The sequence below is a fragment of the Psychrobacter proteolyticus genome (assembly GCF_038155145.1).
GTDB lineage: Bacteria > Pseudomonadota > Gammaproteobacteria > Pseudomonadales > Moraxellaceae > Psychrobacter > Psychrobacter proteolyticus_B.
This window is the reverse complement of record NZ_JBAKAY010000007.1, coordinates 147011-171630: the sequence shown is the minus strand read 5'-3', so window position 1 is coordinate 171630 and position 24620 is coordinate 147011. Positions and strand designations below refer to the sequence as shown.

General features: G+C 43.1%; 18 protein-coding genes. 13 read left to right on the top strand and 5 right to left on the bottom strand.

The window, feature by feature from the left end:
* Positions 1-277 precede the first annotated feature (277 nt).
* Positions 278-586, top strand: a complete 309-nt coding sequence (locus tag V6252_RS10620; RefSeq protein WP_341610397.1) for a hypothetical protein — start codon at positions 278-280, stop codon at positions 584-586.
* Between the two features lie 37 nt (positions 587-623).
* Here V6252_RS10620 and V6252_RS10615 read toward each other — a convergent pair whose 3' ends face one another.
* The gene (locus tag V6252_RS10615) at positions 624-884 is read right to left on the bottom strand and encodes a DUF1289 domain-containing protein (RefSeq protein ID WP_341610396.1); all 261 of its coding nucleotides are present in this window, start codon (positions 882-884) and stop codon (positions 624-626) included.
* A gap of 187 nt (positions 885-1071) precedes the next feature.
* On the opposite strand from V6252_RS10615, the gene V6252_RS10610 reads away from it, so the two are divergent.
* The 3 genes from V6252_RS10610 to V6252_RS10600 all read left to right on the top strand — a co-directional run bounded on the left by V6252_RS10610 (position 1072) and on the right by V6252_RS10600 (position 4598).
* Entirely contained in the window at positions 1072-1740 is a 669-nt protein-coding gene (locus V6252_RS10610; protein ID WP_341610395.1) for a YqiA/YcfP family alpha/beta fold hydrolase, read from the top strand.
* A 110-nt stretch (positions 1741-1850) separates the two neighbouring features.
* Complete coding sequence (gene parE / locus V6252_RS10605; protein ID WP_102092137.1) at positions 1851-3737, top strand: DNA topoisomerase IV subunit B; 1887 nt, start codon at positions 1851-1853, stop codon at positions 3735-3737.
* A 165-nt stretch (positions 3738-3902) separates the two neighbouring features.
* A complete protein-coding gene (locus V6252_RS10600) occupies positions 3903-4598 on the top strand; it encodes a lysophospholipid acyltransferase family protein (RefSeq protein ID WP_341610393.1) in 696 nt (231 codons plus the stop codon).
* Positions 4599-4768: 170 nt separating this feature from the next.
* Here V6252_RS10600 and V6252_RS10595 read toward each other — a convergent pair whose 3' ends face one another.
* Entirely contained in the window at positions 4769-5551 is a 783-nt protein-coding gene (locus V6252_RS10595; protein ID WP_341610392.1) for an SDR family oxidoreductase, read from the bottom strand.
* A 298-nt stretch (positions 5552-5849) separates the two neighbouring features.
* On the opposite strand from V6252_RS10595, the gene V6252_RS10590 reads away from it, so the two are divergent.
* Positions 5850-7301 (top strand): hypothetical protein, encoded by a 1452-nt coding sequence (locus V6252_RS10590; RefSeq protein ID WP_341610391.1) that lies wholly within the window; start codon positions 5850-5852, stop codon positions 7299-7301.
* A 128-nt stretch (positions 7302-7429) separates the two neighbouring features.
* Here V6252_RS10590 and V6252_RS10585 read toward each other — a convergent pair whose 3' ends face one another.
* Entirely contained in the window at positions 7430-9094 is a 1665-nt protein-coding gene (locus V6252_RS10585) for a mechanosensitive ion channel (protein WP_341610390.1), read from the bottom strand.
* 456 nt (positions 9095-9550) lie between these two features.
* On the opposite strand from V6252_RS10585, the gene V6252_RS10580 reads away from it, so the two are divergent.
* Positions 9551-10282, top strand: coding sequence for an FKBP-type peptidyl-prolyl cis-trans isomerase (locus V6252_RS10580; protein WP_057762133.1), 732 nt, complete (start codon positions 9551-9553; stop codon positions 10280-10282).
* 137 nt (positions 10283-10419) lie between these two features.
* Here the strand turns inward: V6252_RS10580 and argA are convergent, their stop codons facing one another.
* Complete coding sequence (argA, locus tag V6252_RS10575; protein ID WP_057762129.1) at positions 10420-11742, bottom strand: amino-acid N-acetyltransferase; 1323 nt, start codon at positions 11740-11742, stop codon at positions 10420-10422.
* Between the two features lie 398 nt (positions 11743-12140).
* Between argA and V6252_RS10570 the strand changes: the two genes are divergently transcribed.
* The gene (locus tag V6252_RS10570; RefSeq protein ID WP_114701925.1) at positions 12141-12728 is read left to right on the top strand and encodes a hypothetical protein; all 588 of its coding nucleotides are present in this window, start codon (positions 12141-12143) and stop codon (positions 12726-12728) included.
* A 174-nt stretch (positions 12729-12902) separates the two neighbouring features.
* On the opposite strand, the gene V6252_RS10565 is transcribed toward V6252_RS10570, so the two are convergent.
* Entirely contained in the window at positions 12903-13907 is a 1005-nt protein-coding gene (locus tag V6252_RS10565; RefSeq protein ID WP_341610388.1) for a patatin-like phospholipase family protein, read from the bottom strand.
* Positions 13908-14187: 280 nt separating this feature from the next.
* Here V6252_RS10565 and recG point away from each other — a divergent pair, with 280 nt between their 5' ends.
* From recG to ahr, 6 genes are all read left to right on the top strand, one after another.
* Positions 14188-16539 (top strand): ATP-dependent DNA helicase RecG, encoded by a 2352-nt coding sequence (gene recG, locus V6252_RS10560; protein WP_341610386.1) that lies wholly within the window; start codon positions 14188-14190, stop codon positions 16537-16539.
* 559 nt (positions 16540-17098) lie between these two features.
* Positions 17099-18391: an efflux RND transporter periplasmic adaptor subunit gene (locus tag V6252_RS10555; RefSeq protein WP_341610385.1), complete on the top strand. Its 1293-nt coding sequence runs from the start codon at positions 17099-17101 to the stop codon at positions 18389-18391.
* Complete coding sequence (locus tag V6252_RS10550) at positions 18388-21477, top strand: efflux RND transporter permease subunit (RefSeq protein WP_341610384.1); 3090 nt, start codon at positions 18388-18390, stop codon at positions 21475-21477. The genes V6252_RS10555 and V6252_RS10550 overlap by 4 nt, the downstream gene beginning before the upstream one ends.
* Positions 21478-21561: 84 nt before the next feature.
* Positions 21562-22272 (top strand): AraC family transcriptional regulator, encoded by a 711-nt coding sequence (locus tag V6252_RS10545; RefSeq protein ID WP_341610383.1) that lies wholly within the window; start codon positions 21562-21564, stop codon positions 22270-22272.
* Positions 22273-22361: 89 nt separating this feature from the next.
* The gene (locus tag V6252_RS10540; RefSeq protein ID WP_341610381.1) at positions 22362-23297 is read left to right on the top strand and encodes a DMT family transporter; all 936 of its coding nucleotides are present in this window, start codon (positions 22362-22364) and stop codon (positions 23295-23297) included.
* A 280-nt stretch (positions 23298-23577) separates the two neighbouring features.
* The gene (ahr, locus tag V6252_RS10535; RefSeq protein WP_341610380.1) at positions 23578-24579 is read left to right on the top strand and encodes an NADPH-dependent aldehyde reductase Ahr; all 1002 of its coding nucleotides are present in this window, start codon (positions 23578-23580) and stop codon (positions 24577-24579) included.
* Positions 24580-24620 lie beyond the last annotated feature (41 nt).

The window sequence follows — 24620 nt, the reverse complement described above, 5'->3', positions numbered from 1 at the left end:
CAATGGTAGTGTGGTTCGCCCATGTGAGAGTAGGTCATCGTCAGCTCTCTATTCTGAAATATCCCCCGACATTAGCTTGTCGGGGGATTTTCTTTGCGCGCGGTTTGGTGACGGATCTAGGTGCTGGATGCTTTACCTAATTTACTCTAGCAAGCGTATTGCAGTATTGATTATAGAAAAACTTGAAGGTATGCTATTTTCTATTAAAAGCGCTTATAACTTGTAGAAAGCACTATATTAAAGACAAAGCCGTCATTAGACTAATAAGGAAGTATACGTGTCAATTTGGTTGCTAGTTTTAATATCATTTTTGCATATTACTATTGGCGGGGCTTTTGCCTTCGGGTTTCTTTTCTATATATGTGCAGAGGGAAGCCCAAGCTTAACCAAAATTGAGAATAATGTTCTCTTTACCTTGCTGATTGGATATTCAGCTACACTTGTAATTAGTGTTGGAATGGCTGTTTATTTTTACGTATTTACTACTAGCGATTTATATTATTGGTGTTTCGCCATACCGTGGGTACTACTGATTCTATTATTAGGTTATTGGGTATATATTTTGGCGAAATTTAATGCATTCTAAGAATACTATTAGCCTGTCTGGCCTGATTAATTACTTCTTAAAATAACTCACCTATCTCAGGTATCTCTTCAAAATCAAATCCGAACTGTTCATCTTTACGCTGTTTCATTTGTTCTATACGTAGCTTACGTCCTGCGATAAGCCGTAGCACCTCGCGTTGCTGCTCTGTCGTCATATCGTGCCATAGCTGGCGCTCAGTGCGACTACGCAGGCAACCAAAGCAATAACCCTTCTTATTGCTTTGACAAAGACCAATACATGGATTGGCAATCTCGAACAGCTCAAACTGTTGATTCATGACTCCTCCATAATGACTACCGTCATTCCTTTGACCCGCATAAACTCACTGTACAACATTATTATGTCGCAAATACTGACTAATAGCGTGCCATTTTATTGTTATTATTTTCGTCTAGCGGGTGATATGCTTAGCTTTGATAGCCTTTATAAGATAATCATAACAAAATTAATAAGTGAGATGATACGTGAACTTGATTTATATCCATGGATTGGACAGTGATGCCAACTCGACTAAAGGGGTGTTGTTAGAAAAATATTGCCAGCTTCATCATCCTGATATTAATGTGCTGCGTCCTGATTTAAATAAAACCCCTGCTCAAGTGTGTGAGCAATTACTGTCTTTAATCAAATCACTAAATAATAGTGCAGATAGAAAATCAGCAGATAAGCAGACTGAGTTATCAAATACGGTATTAATCGGTAGCTCGCTAGGTGGGTATTTTTCTACTTTGATAAGCAATCAGATAGGTTGCCCAGTTTTACTGCTCAATCCTAGTACTCAGCCCCATATCACCTTACAGCGTTTCTCTAATCAATCAGTGTCAAGTCAAGATAATTTAGATGAGTCATCTACTAGCAAAGTCCTGCATACGACAGCGGGTGGTTGGAGTATTACGCCTGCAGATTTACAGTGGTTTGCAGATCATCAGCTTTTATCAGTAAATTATCCTAATAAAGTTGCTGTACTACTAAAAGAAGGCGACGAGCTGTTAAATTCTGAATTGTCTAAAAATTTTTATCAAGGTCACGGCGCATCGGTAACGGTGCAAGTAGGTGGTGATCATCGCTTCAGTGACTTTGATGAGCAGTTGCCGATGGTGATGAATATCTTACAGAGTTTAGTACAACCTTAAATAGACGACATTATATGACGTAAGCGATGGAGTATTGACGTTAACGTCGCTATTTTTCGTTATAATGGTTTAATAGAATTAAACGCACGCGAACAGTTAAGGATGCATTTGTGAGTCAATATAATGCGCAATCGTTAGAAGTTTTAGAAGGTCTTGAGCCAGTCCGTCGTCGTCCAGGTATGTATACCGACACCACGCGCCCGAACCATTTGGCGCAAGAGGTCATTGATAACTCAGTTGATGAAGCGTTGGCTGGTTATGCTAAAACCATCAAGGTGCAATTGCATAGTGATGGATCGTTGTCTGTCGAAGATGACGGGCGCGGTATGCCAACTGATATTCACCCTGAGTTTGGTCAATCTGGTATTGAGCTGATTTTGACCCGCTTGCATGCAGGTGGAAAGTTTTCGACTTCTAATTATGAAGTGTCAGGTGGTCTGCATGGTGTAGGTATCTCTGTTGTCAATGCGCTATCAACTCGCGTTGAGGTTACGGTATGGCGTGATAGCACACAGTTTGATATGGCATTTGAAAATGGTGCACCAGTTACGCCATTAACGGAAGCAGTCAGCTCAAATAAGCGTAAACGTGGCACTAGAGTACACTTTTGGGCGGATGGTAGTTTCTTCGATACGCCCAAATTTAATGTAAAACAGCTCAAGCACAATCTAAAAGCAAAGGCTGTTTTGGCCGCTGGACTGACGATTGAATTCACTGACGATATCAATGATGAAAAGGTCGTTTGGCAGTTTACGGATGGGGTAGTCGAGTATCTAAGCGAACAATTAGATGGTTTGGAAACATTACCTGAAGCACCGTTTTATTATAATTATGATGCGAAAGCAGGTGAACGAGCGGCTATTACCTTTGCCTTGTCTTGGTTGCCTGATGGTGGCACGCCGATTCAAGAAAGCTATGTAAACCTGATTCCGACAGCTCAGGGCGGTACGCACGTCAACGGACTACGCACGGGTATCTTAGAGGCATTGCGCGAGTTTTGTGACATTCATAATTTGCTGCCGCGCAGTGTGAAGTTGACCGCAGAAGATGTGTGGGATGGCGTGAACTATATCCTGTCTCTTAAGTTTTCTGAGCCGCAGTTCTCTGGTCAAACCAAAGAACGTTTATCTAGTCGTGAAGCGGCGGGTGCTGTACAGACATTGGCAAAAGATGCCTTTAGCCTATGGTTAAACCAGCATGCGGAAATGGGCACGCAAATCGCTGAATTGGCGATTAATAAAGCTGGACGTCGTCTGAAATCTGCCAAAAAAGTCGCTCGTAAGAAGATTACTCAGGGACCCGCATTGCCGGGTAAATTGGCAGACTGCCGTGGTGACTTGCGTGATGGCGCTGAGCTATTCTTAGTAGAGGGTGATTCTGCAGGTGGTAGTGCTAAGCAAGCAAGAGATCGTCATTATCAGGCGATATTACCTCTGCGCGGCAAAATCCTAAATACATGGGAAGTATCATCAGATACAGTGCTATCAAGCCAAGAGATTCATGATATTGCCATAGCTATCGGTGTTGATCCTGCCTCTGATGATTTGTCCGAGCTGCGTTACGACAAGATATGTATCTTAGCGGATGCTGACTCTGATGGACTCCATATCGCGACATTGATCTGCGCGCTGTTCGTAAAGCATTTCCCTGCACTAGTGGATGCAGGTCATTTATTTGTGGCCATGCCGCCATTGTACCGAGTAGATGTGGGTAAAGAAGTTCACTATGCACTGGATGAGCCAGAGCTTGCACATATCCTAGCAAATGTACCGGGCAATAAAAAAGCTCAGATTACACGCTTTAAAGGACTTGGTGAAATGAGTGCTGAGCAACTACGTGAGACGACGATGAGCCGTGATACACGCCGCTTAGTACAGTTAGATATGGATGACATGGTACTGACCAATAGTGTGATGGATATGCTACTGGCTAAGAAACGTGCCTCTGATCGTAAGTCGTGGCTTGAGAGTAAAGGTGATTTGGCCGATATTTCTTAATACTTAGCAATAAGTTTAAAGAAGTATGTGTGCAAAATATCGGAATAGGTCATTACTTATATTTATGGCTAAACGATCTATCACATAATAAAAGCACGCAAAATTTAGCCTAGCCACAAAGGCTTAATGGTATTATGTCAGTACCTTTCATTATATTGTGCTGTCATGATACCGAAGATTTTTAACCGTTCTAAGTCTGTTACTTCTAAACCTGCGCGCTCCAAAGTACTCCCAAAACTTAGCAAGAAGCATTTGGGAGACAAGGTTCCAAAGCGTGGCAACAAGTTTGCGCCTGTTATTGCATCCGCGCTGTTAAAGGCAGCAGGTTGGCGTACGGTAGGCGAGATTCCAAATATCTCACAAGCTGTAGTGCTTGCTCTGCCCCATACTTCTAATGTGGATGGTATTTATGCGATTCCAAGTCTGTTTGCATTAGATATCAAAATCAGCATTATGGGCAAGCACACGCTATTTAAAGTACCTGTGTTTGCACAGCTATTGAATTGGATAGGGGTCATTCCTATCGATCGTGGTAATAAAGGCTCTGTGCTGCAAGCCAGTATTGATAAGTTCAAAACTGGTGAACCATTATTTTTAGGATTATCACCAGAAGGTACACGGCAATATACTGAGTCGTGGAAGACAGGGTTTTATTATTTAGCGGTGGGTGCTGGTGTACCGATTTTGCCAGTAGCGATGGACTACAATACTAAAGAAATACGGTTTATGTCGCTGGTTTATCCTACAGGTGATATCGAAGCAGATTTGCCAAAAATATATTCTCAGTATAAAGGGGTGTTGCCAAGACACCTTGAGCGTTTGTCACAGCCACTACAAGATATCAATAATGCAGCTGAATAAGCTAAATATTAGTTCCATTAGTTAAGTTAAAATCACTGGTTGTATGGCAGGTATGAAAACTCAAAGCTGTCTACAACTAAGTTCTAATGATTAATTTTGAAAAAGCCCCTGATATGATGGTATCAGGGGCTTTTTTTGAATAATATTCGAATGTTTATCAGTGCAAAAGTCTAAAACTGTGGTTGGCCGTTAGAAGCACTAACACCACCGTCGACAGGTAGATTGACACCAGTTATCATAGAGGCATCATCACTTGCTAAGAAGGTAATGGCAGCGGCGATATCTTCTGGGGTTGCCAAACGTCCAAGCGGGCAGCGAGCTAAGAACTTATCCGTCTTAGACTCATTATCTTGGATAGCCGTAGTCATATCGGTTTTGGTGACGCTTGGATTAACCGCATTGACGCGAACACCATCTGAACCATGATCCAATGCTAATGTACGGGTCAAATTGGTTACCCCCGCTTTAGCGGCATTGTAAGCAGCCATATTCCAGTCTCCACCCATACCTGAGAGCGATGAAATATTGACGATATTACCCTTTGATGCAATCAAATGAGGCATAGCCGCTTGAGAGACATAAAAAGTCCCATTTAGATTTACATCGATAGCAGAGCGCCAATCATCAGCAGATAGTTCTGTAATTTTACCTTGGGTTGCCTTACCAGCGTTGTTTACCAAGATATCAATCTTGCCAAATTTGTCGATAGCGCGTTCAACCATCTCTTGTACTTGGCTTTGGACACTGATATCGCATGTAATAATGAGATAATTGTCGGTATGAATCCAAGTACGATCTTGCGGTAATTCTTTGGCAGTTTCTTCTAGTGTTGCTGCCGTACGTCCTACTAAAACCACACTAGCGCCTTCTTCGGCAAAGCGAATGGCGGTTGCACGGCCAATACCAGAACCTGCACCCGTTACAACGACGGTCTTTTCTTTAAAACGCTTCATAATTTTTAATCCTTATTATTATATAATAGTCATTAAAAATTCGATGATTAAAATTTCAATGACTACGGTTTCGATAAATACAACTAAGTACAGTTTGTCATCCATAAACTTGCACGCAAGCAATACTGCTTTGATATCATCATAACAAGTGATCGCTTTGAAAGCGACTGTCTCTGATAGTGCTTATGTAGCATAATTTTGCATCATTCAGATATTTGTAATACGTGACAATCATGTTGTTCTTATCACGAGCTGGCATGTGCGATATTCATCATACGATAATAGAAGGTTGGAACTTGTGTCCCATTCGATTACTACCATGCCCGACTGGGGCTATCTGACGACTGAGCTAGTCAGTTATTTACAAGCAGATGCCATGGCAGTGACTTTAGCAGGCATGCATACGATTGAGCATGAATACAATGCTCAGTATATCGCTCGTCACTATCAATATCAGTTGCCACTTGGCAAGCTACAGCTGTTGGAGCTGACACTGTATCTACCCTATGATACAGAATCAGCTGATATTGAGGCTGTACGTATGACTGCGGTCAAGTCAGCACTTACGTGGTACAGGTCATTATCATCTCAAGATGGAGACAATACTTCAGTTGGTTATGAAGCTATGATTTTTGACATTCAGCTTGTCGGAGGAAGTAGCAGTCTCAATCAAGATGATAACGGTGACAGTGCAAACAATTCAAACAGTGCTCTACAACGGCTTAAACACAATTTTGGGGTTCGTTACTTTTTAGAAGACTTAGTTGTCGACATGAGCGAAAGCATGCAGCAGCTGCAAGTCTTTAGCTGGGATGACTGGTACTCGATAGCAGCAGCAGTACGAACCCCATGTGAGTTATGGCGTTTCTTAGCTTATCATCTGGAGCAGCTACAGCAGTCGGCTGTAAATCATATTCCAAGTTTTGAATCGGAAGATGCTTTGGTTGAGCGCTTCTTACGAAGCCCAGACCTGTTTGCTCCTGCTATTGTAGTCGACAATGCGCTCATCAAAAATGAAGTACAAGACGAACCTAACTCAGCACTGGTCGCCATTACGCTTGCCTACAAGAACCAAAGTTCAACTGCTCAGATGTACCATAAGCATATGATACAAGCAGCTACGATATGGTCTCAGCTAAGTATGCAGATGATAGATACGTATGGTAAAAAGCACGCAGCTAATAATGACGACCAAACAGCAATACCGCTCGCTCACTGGCAACAGCAACTGCTAGATGAGTCTTTGTTTTCACGTCATGAGCTTATCCGTACGCTATATAGACACCCTAAACAAAGCGCAGCGCTGCAAAAAGATGGCTATGTGGTACATCAACATTCTTATGAAAGTTTGGGACGACATTATGTACTGGTGTTTTATGGTCACGAGTCTAAAGGGCCTAATAGCAAAGCCGCTGTCCAACCAAAGCTAGCGAAGATCGCACAAGACGTTGCCACACGTTTGCCAATTATTGAGCTACATCATGTAGTCGTGCTTGGTATCGACTTTATCACTGAGAATAATGAGAATTTTTTCGATATTGATTTGTGGATTCAGCCAGTTGATGCGATGACTCAAAGGGAGCGCCAACTTACTAAGCAAATGCAGAAACTAAAACAACAAGAATTAGATAAACAAAATACGCTACCTGCTAGTAACGTGGAGGATGGTAAGTCTGCAAAGGCGCAAAAAGAGAAGCTACCTCAAGTACAGATGAGTTTAACGATTCCAGCGCGTAAAGATAAGCAGTAGATAGACGTAGTTAGCTTTCTACCCGTTTATTAATAAGAATAAGCACAGATTTATTAATATAATTAATGACATAAAAAAAGACAGCCTAGGCTGTCTTTTTCGTATCTAAACTAAACAATCAAAAATACTTATTTATTGATATCGTCATTGAGACCGCTACCAGGAAGTACGTCATCACTGTTGTAGATGTCATTAGTATTAACACGTGGTGTATCAACTACATCAGTACGTAAATCAGTGGTAGGTGTACTAGCAGCAGATGGCGTGTTTTCACGAACTGAATCAGCAACCTTTTCTTGAGTTGATGAACTTGGCTGTAGCGCAGATTTTGCTTTCGCTTCAGTACGTTCATGATCCATCTTGTCCTGCATTTTACGTAAGAAGCGAGCTGCAGCTTCTTGACCACCAAGACCGAATGATAGGGCAAAGGCAACGGCTACCGCACCTAGTGTTAGACCAAATGCTAGGTTAACGATTGAATCGGCAATACCCATCGCTTTTAGACCCATTGCTAATACTAGGCCCATGATTAATACACGTACGATGTTTGCTAGGAATTGTGAACCTTGCTCAGAACGTTCAACCACACCTGCAATGATATTGGCAAGCCAGAATCCGATGAATAGGATAATTGCGCCTAGGATGATGTTTGCACCGAATGCGATAAACATCGTAATAATAGCTGAGATAGGCTCGAAACCTAACAAGTCAGCAGCTGCAATAGCGGCAAATAGCATAGCGAAGAAGATAATCGCATAACCAACTAGGTCAGAAATTTTCTTATCACCCATGGTTTCTTGTAGACCAACTTTCGCAGGTAATTGATTGATTTGAGTGTTCTCAATCAGACCTTTGATGATGTTGGCAACCATGCGTACAACATAGAAAGTTACTACTAGGATAGCGACTGCCATAAAGATATTTGGCAAGGCTTCCATGATTTTGTTAAGCATATTGGTCGCAGGGCGAGCAATTACTTCGATTTTCAATGCGTTTAAAGCAGCAATAATGGTTGGAATAATAACTACAAGAAATGCTAATGAACCTGCAATATTAGGTAAGCTATTTTGCTCACTTAAACCTGCTTTTGACGCCAATTCTTGTACATTAAAAGTAGAAACAAGGTTGGTCACAATACCGCGTACGACTTTGGCAATGATATAACCAACGACGAAAACCACACCAGCAATCAAGATATTAGGGATGAAGCTAAAGATTTTGTCGACCATATTAGTTAATGGTGCAAACAAACCATCAAGTTCTAATTGACCAAGTACCATGGTCAACACAACCAATAAGATGAACCAGTAAACCATATCAGCAATCGTGCTGCTCATTGGTTTTACACCAGCTTGTGCACTTAAACGCTCATCCATAGAGGTTTTTGCAAGAGCTGCGTTGATCGCTGTGCGTGCAACAGTAGCCACGACCCAACCAATCACACCAAGTGCGATAGCGCCGATAAGATTAGGGATAAATGCCAATACTTGATTAACCATATTTGCGAATGGTGCTGAGATAGAGTTTAAGTTTAATTGGCTAAGTGCGCCTGAGATAGCAATGATGAAAATAAACCAGAAAACAATTTTGGAGATGATACCTTCAAGGTCGTAGGTCTTACCAGTTGAAGAGTTCATACGTTGATTGAGATTAACTTTAGAGAGTACGCCGCGTACCAGTGCTGCGATACCAAGGGCTACTAGCCAACCAATAACGAATATCAGAATAGCACCAATGATGGAACCGATAGGTCCACCAAGATAGCCGTTAAAAGATGTGTACATTGGGTTCATCTTATCCTCCTTGAAGCATCTTATATAACTCGCCAAAAACAATGTTCATACAGCGATTAGTGAGCAAGACATACAGATGGTTGTCATAAATAGTATTTTTAGAATCAGTTATATAGAGATATTATCGTTTTTGAGCATAAACTATTATCAGCAGTATCTCTTATTTATATTACAGTGACTTCGCTATCGATATCTGCTTATTTTTGATAAAAATTAACGCTCGGTTACTTATCTCCTTAACTAATTCAGCTTAGCTGATGTATTGATGGATTTAAAGACAGAAAGCTTTACCTGTTACTATATTTGTGTGATAACTTGTTATTATGATAGAAGATATTAACATAGACTATACATTGGCCCGATAATTTCGTGCAAAGCGTGGTTCCTAAAACTAAGATTTGTTATTATAGAGGAATGTGACATCTCGCCACTATTCTTACAATTAGAGAGTACTTTATGAAAAAAATCACTACTTTAGGCGTTAGTGCACTTGCTAGCGCTATGTTGTTAGTAACAGGCTGTAGCACCAACAATGGCAATCAAGAAACAGCCGCTCAAAGCGTTTCCATTACTGAACAAAGCTCAGCTAGTGAAAAAGTAGGTTATAGCTTAGGTTTCATGATGGCAGAAGGCAACAAAGACGCTGTCAAAGATCTAGACCTAAATACTTTTGAAAAAGGCTTCCGTGATGGCTACGAAGGCAATGAATCAGCATTGACCCAAGAGCAAATGCAACAAGTATTGATGGACTATCAAAAAGAGCAAGAAGAGCAATTCGTTAAAGATATGGAAACCAAAGCGACAGAAAATAAAGCCGCTGGTACTGCATTCTTAGCAGAAAACGCTAAAAAAGAAGGCGTGAAGCAAACAGAGTCTGGTTTACAGTATAAAGTTATCAAAGCAGGTACTGGTAAATCACCAAAAGCAACTGATGTGGTCGAAGTAAACTACGAAGGTAAATTGCTTGATGGCACGGTATTTGACAGCTCTTATGAGCGCGGTGAGCCAATCGAGTTCCCATTAAACCAAGTAATCGCTGGTTGGACTGAAGGTCTACAGTTGATGAAAGAAGGCGGAAAATACGAGTTCTATATCCCATCAGATATCGCTTATGGCGAAGCGGGTAACGCTGGTATCGAGCCTAACAGCACCCTTATCTTTACTGTTGAGCTATTAAAAGTAAAATAAGTATCTAAAGCAGAATTGTTTGATTTAAATACTTAACCTAAAAAAGCCTTCATATAGTTATGAAGGCTTTTTTACGACTAATATTTTACCTCAGATTAATACCGAGCTTATAAAGCCGATATCAAATTGGTGATAAATTATAGATTCTTTTGAAAGACTTTAGAGTTACGGCCGTTATGGTATTTTTCTAAACGTGCTTCAGGCAAAGCGCTGGCTTCAACTTCAGCGAAGCCTTGCTCAACGAACCAATGCGCGGTACGAGTGGTCAAAACAAACAGCTTATACAAACCATGACTGCGCGCTTGCTGCTCTAGAAACGCTAGTAAATCTGCACCGCGGCTACCACTACGATACTCAGGACGTACGGCAACACAGGCAACTTCCGCTGACTCTGAGTCTAGCGTATGCAATGCTGCACAGCCTAAAATCATACCATCGCGCTCAATCACACTATAATTATCAATCTCTTGCTCCAAGCGCTCGCGCGAACGACTGACCAAGATACCTTGTTCTTCTAGAGGTGACAGTAGCTCAATAAGTCCGACCACATCATCGATATTGGCACGGCGAATTTCTTCATAAGGGTCGTGGCTAATCAGCGTGCCAGAACCATCACGTGTGAATAGTTCTTCTAGTAATGCGCCGTTTTTAGCGTACGAGATAATATGCGTGCGATGCACACCTTGACGACAGGCCAAACTTGCACAATTCAAGAAATAATTGATTTCGCAATTTAAATCACGGTCTCGTAAGAAGCGATCTACTTCATTAGGAATCATTTCACGTAATAAACGATCGTCGTCGTTAATACCTGCTTCTTCACCTAAGAAGATAAGCTTATCAGCGCCAAGTGCTACGGCAGCGCTTAGGGCAACATCTTCCGCCAATAAGTTGAATACTTCTCCAGTCGCAGAGTAGCCCATCGAGCCTAGTACAACGATATGGTCGTGAAGTAGGTTATTTTTGATGGCTTCTACATCGATAGAACGCACTTCACCCGTCATTTGGTAATCAATACCTTCACGGATACCGTATGGGCGCGCTGTCACGAAGTTACCCGATATCGCATCGATACGTGAACCATACATCGGAGAGTTGGCCAACCCCATTGATAGCTGAGCTTCAATCTGTAAACGAATAGCACCAACGGCTTGTAAGATAGATGGCATCGCTGCACGTGGCGTAATACGGATGTCTTGATGTAGCGGCGATTCAATGTTAGCGTCTTTTAAGTTCTTTTCAATTTGCGGTCGTGCCCCGTGTACCAGTACCAGCTTGATACCCAAGCTATGCAACAAGGCAAAATCATGAATAAGTGTGCTGAAGTTCGCATGATTGACCGCTTCACCACCAAACATGATCACGAAAGTTTTGCCGCGATGGGTATTAATGTAGGGTGCAGAGTTACGGAACCAATGGACGTATTCAGGGTTAATCTGGGGCATGGAGCTAGTAGTCATAATGGGAGCAGTAGTCGTTAGAATAAGAAAAGGGGCGCAGCAAAAAAATGCCTAACGCTAAAGATTTACCATAGCAAAAAACGCGGTTATGAGCTATCTTTTATTTCAGCTGTATTCAAGCATTCTTATTGCCAATCGCTGATATACACAACCTCAACACTGGGTTAATGTACGTACAAATGCTTTTTGTTATGCTAAGCGCTATTGCTTTACAGATGCTGAGCGAAGATAATCAGGTTAGATAAGTGAGCTCATGCATTTCATAGATTGCATGAACTATTTCACAGCGATATCTTATGTACATCGTAATGCGTTTTATCTGTTGAACAAATTATAAAAATAATTTAAGTTGCACCATCTGTGTTTTACCGATATATCAACCAGGGATAATGAAAATCATGAAAAAAAGTAACCAGTTTGCTAGCCCGTTCAGTGCTTGGAGCGGCCACCGCTTATTTCACGTTGTTGCCGGTACGCTTATTGGTGCAATGGTAGTTACACAAGCCTCAGCGATGCTGCCAACACCAGAGCAAGCGGTTGATAGCTCAATGGCTATTCAGACAAATGCTAACAAGAGCAGCAATTCAAGTGCTCAAGCGGTCAACAGCAGAATTACGGCGTCGTTGGTCAGCGTTGATGCTAATGGTCAAGAAGTACTCGTCCCTGTGGATACCAATACTCGTTTGCAGTCAGGCAATGTATTGGAGTATCAAGGATACTTTACCAATACCAATGCAGATCGCGTACGTAAAATGACCGTTACGATGAGTATCCCAGAGCAGGTAGAACTGCTAAAGACTGTTGCTCCTGAATTCCCATATGGCAGTGTAGATGGCAATAATTTTGCTCGTATGCCATTACGTACCAAAGTAGATAATCAGCTACAAGACGTCGCGCTTAAATATTATAAAGCGGTACGTTGGGACCTAGAAGGCGTAGGTCTGAATGATACGGTCGCTGTAAAATATCGCGCGCGCGTTAAATAGTCCTGAATTTTTGGATTAGAATTTAGCTAGCATTGATGTAGTTAGCACTTAAAACTATCCATTTAGTACTGAAAGCTATCAATAAAAAAGCACCACAGTTTATAGCTGCGGTGCTTTTTTATGGTGTGTCAGGACGTTTGATAATTTTACTGATAAGTAATTAATAATACTCAATTACAGCGTGGCATATTTGCTACTAGATTTCTCTTGGATAAGTTGTTTAATGGCATTGATTTGTGGCGTTGTAGCTTGAGCACCTGTTTGTATTAGACTGCGTCGCTGCCTAGTATCTATCGAACTGTTATGACCGATATTAGGAGTAATAACAATATCCGCTCGATCCCGCTCACTCTGACTTGATAAGGAGCGCTTAGCAGTCAGGTTGGTAGCTAGAATATTGGTTTCGAGAAAGCCCCAAAAGTCACTCAATGAGTTCATAGTCGGTATTTGATTATTAGTACTATCACTGCCTTGAGATCCCGTCACATCTACAGCAATGACAATATCCGCACCCAAGTCATAGGCGCTATCTACGGGTACTAAACTGACCACACCACCATCGATATATTTTTTACCGACCTTTTCAGGAATGCGCGGGGCAATAAAAATACTAGGCACGCTACAGGACGCTTGCACGGCAAGCCCAGCATCGCCAGTGGTAAAGACTGTTTTCTTCAGAGTGTGTTTTTCTGCTGCGATTGCCGCAAAAGCAATGGGGAAATCCTCTATGGCTCGCGCATTCACTTTGCTATTGATAAAGTTTTTTAACTTAATACCTTCGATGAAACCTTGATTGGACAAGGTAAAGTCTGTGAGCTGGCTATCAGTAGTGGTCAGTGCCAATTGCTCAAGCTGTGCCGGCGTGTAACCACTGGCATATAAGCTACCAATCAAGCTACCCACACTCGTCCCGACTACCAATGTTGGTTTGATACCGTTTTCTTCTAGCGCCTTGATGACGCCTACATGGGCAAACCCTTTTGCACCGCCACCACCCAACACCAGTGCGACAGTAGGGGCTTTAATAACAGGCTCTGGTGTGGCGGGAGTAGTCGATGGCAAGATGCTACAGGCATTAATGTAAAAACCGAGAATGGGTATTAAGCTCAACCTCAGTAGTTTTAAATTATGACGAATCAGATTGTGACGAAACTGACGAGGCAAAATAGAAACAAGCATAGAAAAACACCTTATGAAATTGCCAGAATTCAAAAAATAAGACATCAGTTATTGGTATGATGAGAAGAAGCGGTTTATCTATAGTAGATGGACTGTATAGATGCTATTTTACTAAATAGCCTAGCATAAGCAATTGTATTGTCAGCTATAATGAAATGAGTCGACGTCTTTATGCATACTATTGTTATCGCTATTTTATGGCATAAGCCATTATATGCAGCCTACTAAAAATGCTCGATTTAGCATACGAAAATTAAAAATAATATTGTTAGGATCTTTAATGCCAATATCGGAGAGTCATGCCTCAGCCAACTCATTAGATCACTTTAGATCTGACATGCCGCTGTCAGCACTAGATATGCCAGTGTCTGCGCTAGCAGGTGTGGGGGTAAAAGTGGCAGAGCAGTTGGCGCAGTTAAATATCAAGCGGATATTCGATTTGCTATTACATTTGCCTCGTGATTATGAGGATCGTAGTCGACTGGTATCAATCGCCGATGTAGAGCATGGACAATCAGCGCTAATTACAGGTCACATCGTCCATGTCGATACCAAGCGCAGTGGGATGACTGTGACTGTGGACGATGATACGGGTACGATATCGTTGCGGTTTTTTAAGGTCTATCGTGGTCTGGTACAGACCATGAATTTGGGAACACGCTTACAGCTATTTGGTGAGGTCAAAGTCAGCCGCTACGGTAAGCAGATACATCATCCTGAATATCAAATTATCACTGATAATACAGTCATGACCGATACGGGATTGCAGCCTATTTATCCTACTGTCAAAGGCTTACATCAAAACAAGCTGCGCACTTTAATTAAACTGGCATTGCAAACGGTTCGGAGCCAAGGTCTGCCGATGACATTGTTTACGGCTGTAGATTTTTCAGTTGTATCCGATTTGCCATTAGTGCCTTTTGAGCCATCTAAATCAACAGTATCAGAGGCCGAATATACCGAAGATATTTTCTCAACGTTAGCACGCAGCGTGCCTGATAATGCGATTGGCAATAGCGTATATAAACCCAATCCTTCTACCTATCAGGCAGATAATGACATACATAACGTCGCTGCCAGTATTGCTCAGCATAATGTCTATAATTTAACGATATTTGAAGCATTGGTACTGTTGCATACGCCGCCTACTTATACCAGCGCGTCTCAGCAATACAAACTATTCACCCAACTCAGTGCCCGTACGCATGCTGCTTGCCAGCGCTTGATTATTGAAGAGTTGACTGCGCATCAGCTCAGTTTGCTATATCGTCGCCAGCAGCTACATCAGCATAAAGCGCCCAAATGCACTATCAATAGTCCTCTTGCTGACAAGCTGTTTTCTGCATTGCCTTTTGATTTAACGGGTGCGCAAAAAAGAGTGATGCAAGACATCATTGCGGATATGGCGACCTCAATTCCGATGCTACGACTGGTACAGGGAGATGTGGGTGCTGGCAAGACATTGGTTGCAGCAGGAGCAGCGGGTTATGCGCTCGATAGTGGCTGGCAGGTCGCGGTAATGGCACCGACTGAGATTCTAGCAGAGCAGCATCTACTGAATTTTAAGCAATGGTTTGAGCCATTGGGCATTGGTGTCGGTTGGCTCGCCGGTAAGCAAACGGCCAAGCAGCGCCGCGAAGCATTGGATGCAGTCGCAGAAAATACCGTACAAGTGGTGGTCGGTACTCATGCATTGTTTCAGGAGCAAGTTCAGTTCGCTAAATTAGGTTTAGTTATTATTGATGAGCAGCATCGATTCGGTGTTGAGCAGCGTATGGCATTGACCAATAAAGGCGTGGCTAATAGCACCCCGCACCAGCTAATCATGACCGCAACACCGATTCCAAGAACCTTAGCGATGAGTGTCTATGGCGATATGGATACCTCAATCATTGATGAATTGCCACCGGGGCGTACCCCAATTACGACAGTAACCATCGATCGCAATCGACGCGATGAAGTAATAGAACGTATCGCGATCAATTGCGAAGCGGGCAGGCAAGCGTACTGGGTATGCTCACTGGTAGAAGCGTCTAGCGTATTGGATGCGCAGGCAGCCGAAGCTACTTATGAAGACTTAAATGAACGTCTAGATATTCGTATTGGACTGGTGCATGGCAAAATGAAGTCTGCTGATAAGCAAGCCATTATGCAGGAGTTCAAAGCAGGTAATTTAGACTTGTTGATTGCGACAACTGTCATCGAGGTAGGGGTTGATGTGCCCAATGCATCACTCATGGTTATCGAAAATGCAGAGCGTTTGGGGCTATCGCAATTGCATCAGCTGCGCGGGCGAGTCGGACGTGGCTCGACCAAAAGCTTCTGTGTACTGTTATATCAAAAGCCGCTATCGGAGACAGGTACTGAGCGACTAAATGTCCTACGTGATAGTACCGATGGTTTTGTTATTGCTCAAAAAGACTTAGAGCTACGTGGGCCAGGAGAGCTGTTAGGCAAACGTCAAACGGGTAACGTTGGCTACTATTTGGCTGATTTGATCCGTGATGAGCAATTATTTGCCATTGCTCAGCGGTTAGCGAAGCATTTGATAGCAGACCCTGCGCGAAAAGCAGATGTCAGCCAATTGATTCATCGCTGGATGCCTGAGGCAAGTCGTTATACCAATGCTTAGTGCCTAGTAAACAGTGTTTAGTACCCAGTGTCTAGTAATCAATGCTTAGTGCTTAGTGCTTAGTGCTTAGTATCGGTATCGGCAAGTAGGTTCAGTATGTCATTGAACCTAGCTCTGGATATAATCAAACAGCATGGCCGCAAGGTTAAAGTTATTTATAGACGATACTCAATCCATAGTCAGTCGTTGAATACATCAGATATTCAACAGCTGGCTGCACGCGCTCTTATTTCTTTAAATTGGTCAATATGCCTTTAATACTGCATATATATTCGGTCTAAGTTTCAATTAAATTTATGAACGCTAGACACTATATATAAAAATAAGATGATGACCAAATATATGCTATTCTCGATAATTTGATGGACTATTATAATAATAAACAGTGCTTTAGAGAACATCGTAATACTCTCTGTAAGTAACGCTCATAGCCATATATCAGGCTGTCCAAACATTGCTTCGATTGTGTGCCACTTTTTATTATTGCTGTGACTGATTGATATTTTTAGTCATTCTACATCGAGTATTTCAATATTGACTGTACCTACAGAGAGTTATCATGAGCGATTTTGAAGAAACCCATTCTAAGCCGTCAGCTGAATCTGAGTTGCCGCCGTATCGTCAAACTGACACTGTATCTAAAAGGCCATCTGCAAAACCACCAATATGGTTGTGGCCCGTGTTGGCAGCCGTGCTAGTGATAGGGGTGCTGCTTGGCAAGTATTGGGGCAATGATAGTAATGCAGCTACAGATGAGTCAGCAACTTCTAATTCTGTCGCAAACGATCAGGCAACTGGTAGCGATGCCAGTATTGAGCAATCAGTACTCTCAGTAGAAACAGTCAGTCCAAGCCAAGATGATATCGGTAGCACGCTCAGTGCCGATGGAACCATCAATGCTAAAGACACTGCGAACGTCAGTGCAAAAGTCAATGGTGTGGCTATTGAGCGTATCTTGGTCGAAGAAGGCGACCGCGTCAGAGTGGGTCAAGTTTTAGCGGTGTTCGATACTGATGCCATGGAGCAGCAAGTGCTACAGGCGCAAGCAGATGTCGCAGAAGCGGAAGCCACCCTTGCCAATGCCAGCGCTGATGCTGCACGTGTGCTGCCATTGATCGATATCGATGCCATCAGCAAACAAGAAGCCGATCGCTACCGTACCTCGGAAGTCCGTGCCAGAGCTTCTTTACAAGCATCCAAAGCCCGTTTGAGCAATCAGCTTTTAACGTTAGAGAACGCAAAAGTCGTCGCTCCTGTCAGCGGCATTATCAGTGAAAAATTGGTAGAAGTCGGTCAAGTGGCAGGCGGGGATCCACTATTTACGATTATCAAAGGCGGGGTTTTGGAATGGCGAGCAGATATAGATCCTAAGCTTGTCGGTGATATAAATGTCGGTACGCCTGTACAAGTCAGTCTGCCGGGTGGTGATACAGTGATGGGGCAAGTAAACCGCATCGCACCAACCGCAGACAACAACCGTCAAATTACGATTTATGCTAGCCTAGCTGCCAACTCAAAGATACGTGCAGGCATGTATCAAACAGGCGAATTCCTATTAGGAAGTACCAGTACGCAAACGATTCCTAATAGCGCAGTAGTCAGTAATGATGGTTATGATTATGTGATGCTCGTTACCGAATCGACTACTCGAGATGATCGGTCGATGGGACGTATCAAGCAGCAGCGAGTGACATTGGGTGAGCGATTGGGTGAGAGCGTAGCAGTGTTAGAGCCCTTGCCAAGTGACAGTCGTATCGTAAAACAGGGCGGTAGCTTCTTAAATGACGGTGACCTAGTGCGTGTTGTTAATGGTGTAACTCAAACCAGTAAGCCAGTGCAGGCACAACCATGAGCTTAAACGTCTCCGCTTATTCGATAAAGAACCCGCTCGTTGCTATCTTGCTGTTTGTACTGCTGACGTTGGGCGGCATTTACGGTTTCATGAAAATGAAAGTCCAGCAGTTTCCGGACATAGATTTGCCAGCGGTGGTAGTCACGGTCACGCTACCGGGTGCTGCGCCTTCACAGCTTGAAAACGATATCGCCAAAAAGATTGAAAACAAACTGACCAGTATCGAAGGCGTGAGTCATATTCGCACCACGCTACAAACGGGTGCGGCGACCATTGCCACTGAATTTACTTTAGAAAAAGACATTCAAGAAGCGGTAGACGATGTGCGGTCAGCAGTCGGCGAAGTACGTGGTGATCTACCAGCTGCCGCTAATGATCCTATTATTACCAAAGTATCTACCGCTGGGTTTCCAGTGGTTACGTACTCTGTCGCCGCTGAAAATATGAGTGTGGAGGATCTATCTTGGTTTGTCGATGATACCGTTACTAAACGGCTATCTGACATACCAGGCGTAAGTACCGTGAGCCGCGTTGGTGGGTTGCAGCGTGAAATCACGGTTGCTGCCGACCCGATTGCGTTAAGTGGTCTAAAGTTTTCTATTTCGCAATTATCGCAGCAAATCGCTGGTATCCAGCAAGACAGCTCTGGCGGGGAGGCGGAAGTTGGCAATACGACTCAGACCATCCGTGTTCTCGGTGCTGTTGAGCGAGCAAATGAGCTAAACGATTTGCAAGTGGCTGTCCCTACGGGGGGAACACAAGCTTTAGGTCGTATGGCAGAAATCACTGACGGCGCAGCAGATCCAAGCTCGATTGCCAAGCTAGACGGTAAAACCGTGGTGGCATTTAACATCACTCGCTCGCGCGGTGCCAGTGAAGTCGACGTGATGGAGCTGGTCGATGAGGAGCTTGCCAAGCTGACTGCTGATGTCGGCAATATCAGTATTGAGAAAGTCTATGACCGAGCCACACCCATTGCAGAAGATTATGAAGCTTCGTTAAGAATGCTCATCGAAGGTGGGCTGTTGGCTGTAGTGGTAGTCTTCCTATTTTTGCGCAATATTCGAGCGACTATCGTCGCTGCAGTCGCTTTACCGCTATCAGTCATTCCAACCTTTTTGGGTATGTATCTGTTTGGCTTTAGTCTTAATATCATCTCACTACTGGCATTATCATTGGTCATTGGGGTGCTGGTCGATGATGCAATCGTTGAAGTAGAAAACATCATACGTCATCTACGCATGGGTAAGACGCCTTATGAAGCGGCGATGGAAGCCGCTGATGAAATCGGTCTGGCCGTTGTCGCGACTACTTTTACTTTGATTGCGGTGTTTTTACCAACGGCCTTTATGGGCGGTATCGTTGGACAGTTTTTCCGTCAGTTTGGTTGGACGGCTGCCTTATCAATTTTTGCCTCGCTGATGGTAGCTCGCCTGATTACACCGATGATGGCAGCTTATATCTTACGACCTGAGAAAAAGCACGTCGAAAAACAAAGCGCGATGATGAAGTACTATCTTAAGATTGTGTCTTGGACCCTACATCATCGTTGGATAACCATGGGTGCAACACTTGTTTTATTTGTAGCATCGCTAGCTCTAGTTAAGCTGCTACCGACGTCATTTATCCCTGACAACGATATCGATCAAACTCGAGTGGCTATTGAGCTGACACCTGACGTGTCGTTGGCAGATACTGAGCGCGTGGCAGCGCTAGCGAGTGCTCGCATTTTGGCCATGCCTGAGGTGACCAATATCTTTACCTCAGTGGGAGAGGCGCAGGCATCAATGGGTGCGTCGGATGGTGGCGGCGGTAAGGCTGAAAACATCGCAGGCTTGGATATCGTACTTGCCCCGCGTGCAGAACGAGGCACCAAGCAAGAGATAGAGCGCAAAATTAGTAAGCTGATGACAGAAGTGCCAGGAGCACGGTTTACTGTCGGGCTATCGAGTGGTGGTGAAAGTGGCTATAACTTTTCATTAACCAGTACCAACCCGCAACTGCTTGAACAAACTGCACAAAAAATCATGTCTGAGATTCGAGGGCTGCCAAGTGCAGGCGCTGTGACCAGTGATCGCAGTTTGCCTCGTCAAGAGCTAACAGTAACGCCAGATAGGTTGGCAATGGCTGACAAAGGGGTGACCACGCAAGATATCGCTACGACTCTACGTGTGGCGACTGTAGGCGACTACGAGCAGCAATTGTCTAAGCTTAATCTTGATACGCGCCAAGTACCAATCGTCGTACGTCTACCTGATGTGGCTAAGCAAAATGTTAGCCAGCTAGAAGGTTTGTACGTGCCGAGCACTATGCCTGCAGGTCAAGGCGTGCGCGTCGGTGAGGTTGCTACGCTAGACTTTGGCACTGGACCTGCGCAGATTAGTAGACTGGATCGAGAGCGTGCTATTAGTATTACGGTACAACCTGCGAGTGGTGAACTTGGCGATTTGGTACAAGCGGTCAAAGCAGTGCCGACCATGCAACAATTGCCGCCTTTGATTACCATCATCGATCAGGGTCAAGCTGAAAATATGGCAGACCTCTTTAGTGGCTTTATCATTGCGATGTCTGTCGGTGTCGTTTGTATTTTAGGTGTGCTGATTCTACTATTTGGTCGTTTGTTGCAGCCTTTTACCATTCTAATGGCCTTACCTCTGTCGATCGGTGGGGCGTTTGTTGGCTTAGTTATTACTAATAGCAGCTTATCGATGCCTTCGATGATTGGCTTTATTATGCTCATGGGTATTGCGACCAAAAACTCTATTCTATTGGTCGATTACGCGTTGATTGCCCAGCGCCGAGGGCTCGCGCGTTTTGAGGCTATCGTAGATGCATGTCGCAAGCGTGCACGGCCTATTATCATGACGACCATTGCGATGGGTGCAGGTATGTTGCCCCTAGTATTTGGTTGGGGCGATGCAGATCCTACTTTTAGGCGACCGATGGCAGCAGCGGTACTGGGTGGTCTGGTAACCTCTACGCTATTGAGCTTGGTTGTTATTCCTGTCGTCTATACCTTGATGGATGATCTATCGGGATGGTTTGCTAAATGGCTGGCTCCACATGGCAAACCTAGTGACTTCTAATAGTCACTTCTCATAGAGAGCCAAATAGCTAACCAAATAGTTAGCCAAGACACGACGTAATAGTAGCAATGTGGAAAATTCTGAATGATTAATACGCTCTCGATTAGGTCATACACTCGTCAGACTAGAGGGCATTCTCATGACTTTCATCAGATTGTTTTGCCTTTGCGAGGGGCAATAAATATTGAAGTTGGGAGCTATACTGGAAAAGTTATCCCAAGCGAATGTGTTGTCGTCAAGGCAAATGAAAAACACTACTTTAGCGCTGAAGAGAATGCAAAGTTTATCGTTGTGGATACAGATTTATTGCCAGAAAATGTGCTTCATTCATCACAAATTGTTTTTCCTATCAGTTCGCCATTGTTGGCATTTTTGGAGTTTTCAGAGAGTCAGTTAAGGTATCAAATCAATACTGAAGTTGAGAGACTGATGTTTGATACCTTTTATAAGCTCCTAGAACAACAAAATCTATTTGTCCAATATGACGCTCGAATTAGAGAAGCCGTAGCATATATTCACCACAATTTTGCTAAGAACCTTTCTGTCGAAGTGTTGGCGAATATCTCTTGTCTCAGTGCTACACAGTTCAAAAAGAACTTCAAATCGCAAACAAACCAAACCGTCACTGAATACATCACAAAGATCAGAATGCAAAAGGCGCAAGCTTTGTTACTACATACTGATTCACCTATCGCTATCATAGCCGAACTGGTTGGTTATACGGATGTTAGTGCTTTTAGCCGCCGATTTTCTAAATATTTTGGTATTGCCCCTTCCAAATTAAAACACGTCTAACCAGACATGCAAACCGTCTAATCTGCACAAATAGTAGTCTATAACTCTCTATAATAATATTATTTATTATAACGTTAGAGGTAGCTACTATGCTGCAGAATAAATCTAGTCTAAGTGCTATTTTATGTGTGATAGCTGCCAGTGTCCTTTGGGGAACGACAGGTACAGCGTCTGCTTCTATACCTGACGTTAGTCCATTAGCCGTTGGTGCGTTTTCGATGGGGATAGGCGGTGTATTGCTAGTATTGAATGCTAAGAATAATTTATTAAGCGATAGACAGAAACTACTTTCTAAACCCAGTCTCTTATTCATTGGTAGCCTATGCGTTGCTATCTATCCTTTGGCTTTTTATTCTTCTATGAGATTGGCTGGTGTCGCTATTGGTACAGTGATCTCAATTGCCAGTGCACCATTTTTCACTGTTATCATGGAGCGTCTGATTAGCAATAAAATAGTCACTAGTCGATGGGTGGTAAGTTTTATATTTGGTGTGGTTGGCGTTATTTTGCTGACTTTAGGGAAAACCCAATATTTAGATATAAACACACAAGCAAATAATCGAATACTAGGCGTGTTGTTAGGATTAGTTGCAGGACTGACCTATGCCACATATTCATGGTCAGCACGTCAAATGATAGAGAACGGGGTAAACTCAAAATCAGCGATGGCCAGTATGTTTGGTCTGTCGGCAATCTTATTGTTGCCATCATTATTATTAACAGGGGAAAACCTGTTTTTAGATGCAAAACATATAAGCGTTGCCCTATATCTGGCAATTGCGCCGATGTTCTTTGGTTATTTACTTTTTGGTCAAGCGTTGAGAGTAATTGAGGCGAGCAAAGCGACGCTTATCACGTTACTAGAACCTATCGTGGCTACTATATTGGCTATCATTATAATCAGTGAAACATTCTCTCCTATCGGCTGGCTAGGAATGTCACTCATGATAATCTGTCTTTTATTGCAGGTAATGAAGACGCCAAAACTGACAGGTTATCGAGGAAGGCGTGCACTATATAAGTAATCAAACAATTAGCAAAACAATGTTGCTGATAACAAGCAGTGTTTTTGATAAGTGACTGCCTACTAAGTATGACTCTTTGTATGACGTTAGTCTAAAACTGGTAAGTTGAATGGATTATTTGGGTCAGTCTTTGCTATAGTCTGTCCAACCAAATTAATTGAAGAAATTGTTTATATCTTATAGCACTATTTTAATTTTACTAATAGATAAGTAGCTGCTAGAGCTATAAACCAATCGCTATAAACTAATCTCTAAAAAAACTAGAAAATAAGGAATAACTATGATTAACGCATATGCAGCAAAAGAGAAAGGTGGAAAATTCAAGCCTTATGAATATGACCCAGGTACTCTAGGCGATCACGAAGTAGAAATCGAAGTACATAGCTGCGGTATCTGCCATAGTGATTTATCGATGTGGCAAAACGAATGGGGTATGACTCAATATCCGTTTGTCGGTGGACATGAGGTTGCAGGTAAAGTTCTTAATAAGGGCAAGCACGTCAAGCATCTAGAATTGGGCGATAAAGTCGGACTTGGTTGGCATAAAGGATACTGTAACGTCTGCGATCTATGCATTGATGGAGACCACAACCTATGCCCTGAGCAAGAAGGTACGATCATTGGTAATCATGGCGGCTTTGCAGATAAAGTACGCGCAAAAGATACTAGCGTCATCAAGATACCTGAAGGGCTTGATTTTAACGCGGTAGGACCACTGTTATGTGGTGGTGTCACAGTGTTTAACCCACTTATGCAGTACGACATCAAACCAACTTCTAGAGTGGCTGTAATTGGTATTGGTGGTTTGGGTCATTTGGCATTGCAGTTTGCCAATGCGTGGGGCTGTGAAGTGACAGCATTTACCAGTGAATCAAAAATGGAAGAAGCAAAAGAGATGGGCGCTCACCATTCACTAAACTCAAGAGATGATAGCGAAATTGAAAAAGCCGCAGGTTCTTTTGATTTAATCATCTCAACAGTGAACGTTGATATGAACTGGGATGTCGTGATTAAGACGCTAAGACCAAAAGGTAAGCTGCATTTTGTTGGACTATTAGAAGCGCCATTAGAGATATCGGCTGCACCAATGATTATGGCTCAGAACAGTCTATCAGGCTCACCAGTTGGCTCACCAGCGACGCTACGTAAAATGCTAGATTTTGCTGCTCGCCATAATATTCAGCCAGTCACTGAAACTTATAAAATGTCTGAGATTAATGAAGCGTTTGAGCGACTAGAGAGTGGTAATGCTCGCTATAGAGTGGTCCTAGAAAGAGACTAAACGTAGTTACAGGCGACTAAATAAGCACAATAATAGTGATA

What these genes read in the sequence shown, in the direction of transcription:
- V6252_RS10615 (WP_341610396.1), bottom strand. Translation starts at nt 884, where the DNA reads ATGAATCAACAGTTTGAGCTGTTCGAGATTGCCAATCCATGTATTGGT.
- V6252_RS10600 (WP_341610393.1), top strand. Translation starts at nt 3,903, where the DNA reads ATGATACCGAAGATTTTTAACCGTTCTAAGTCTGTTACTTCTAAACCT.
- V6252_RS10595 (WP_341610392.1), bottom strand. Translation starts at nt 5,551, where the DNA reads ATGAAGCGTTTTAAAGAAAAGACCGTCGTTGTAACGGGTGCAGGTTCT.
- V6252_RS10585 (WP_341610390.1), bottom strand. Translation starts at nt 9,094, where the DNA reads ATGAACCCAATGTACACATCTTTTAACGGCTATCTTGGTGGACCTATC.
- V6252_RS10580 (WP_057762133.1), top strand. Translation starts at nt 9,551, where the DNA reads ATGAAAAAAATCACTACTTTAGGCGTTAGTGCACTTGCTAGCGCTATG.
- argA (WP_057762129.1), bottom strand. Translation starts at nt 11,742, where the DNA reads ATGACTACTAGCTCCATGCCCCAGATTAACCCTGAATACGTCCATTGG.
- V6252_RS10570 (WP_114701925.1), top strand. Translation starts at nt 12,141, where the DNA reads ATGAAAAAAAGTAACCAGTTTGCTAGCCCGTTCAGTGCTTGGAGCGGC.
- V6252_RS10565 (WP_341610388.1), bottom strand. Translation starts at nt 13,907, where the DNA reads ATGCTTGTTTCTATTTTGCCTCGTCAGTTTCGTCACAATCTGATTCGT.
- recG (WP_341610386.1), top strand. Translation starts at nt 14,188, where the DNA reads ATGCCAATATCGGAGAGTCATGCCTCAGCCAACTCATTAGATCACTTT.
- V6252_RS10555 (WP_341610385.1), top strand. Translation starts at nt 17,099, where the DNA reads ATGAGCGATTTTGAAGAAACCCATTCTAAGCCGTCAGCTGAATCTGAG.
- V6252_RS10550 (WP_341610384.1), top strand. Translation starts at nt 18,388, where the DNA reads ATGAGCTTAAACGTCTCCGCTTATTCGATAAAGAACCCGCTCGTTGCT.
- V6252_RS10545 (WP_341610383.1), top strand. Translation starts at nt 21,562, where the DNA reads ATGATTAATACGCTCTCGATTAGGTCATACACTCGTCAGACTAGAGGG.
- V6252_RS10540 (WP_341610381.1), top strand. Translation starts at nt 22,362, where the DNA reads ATGCTGCAGAATAAATCTAGTCTAAGTGCTATTTTATGTGTGATAGCT.
- ahr (WP_341610380.1), top strand. Translation starts at nt 23,578, where the DNA reads ATGATTAACGCATATGCAGCAAAAGAGAAAGGTGGAAAATTCAAGCCT.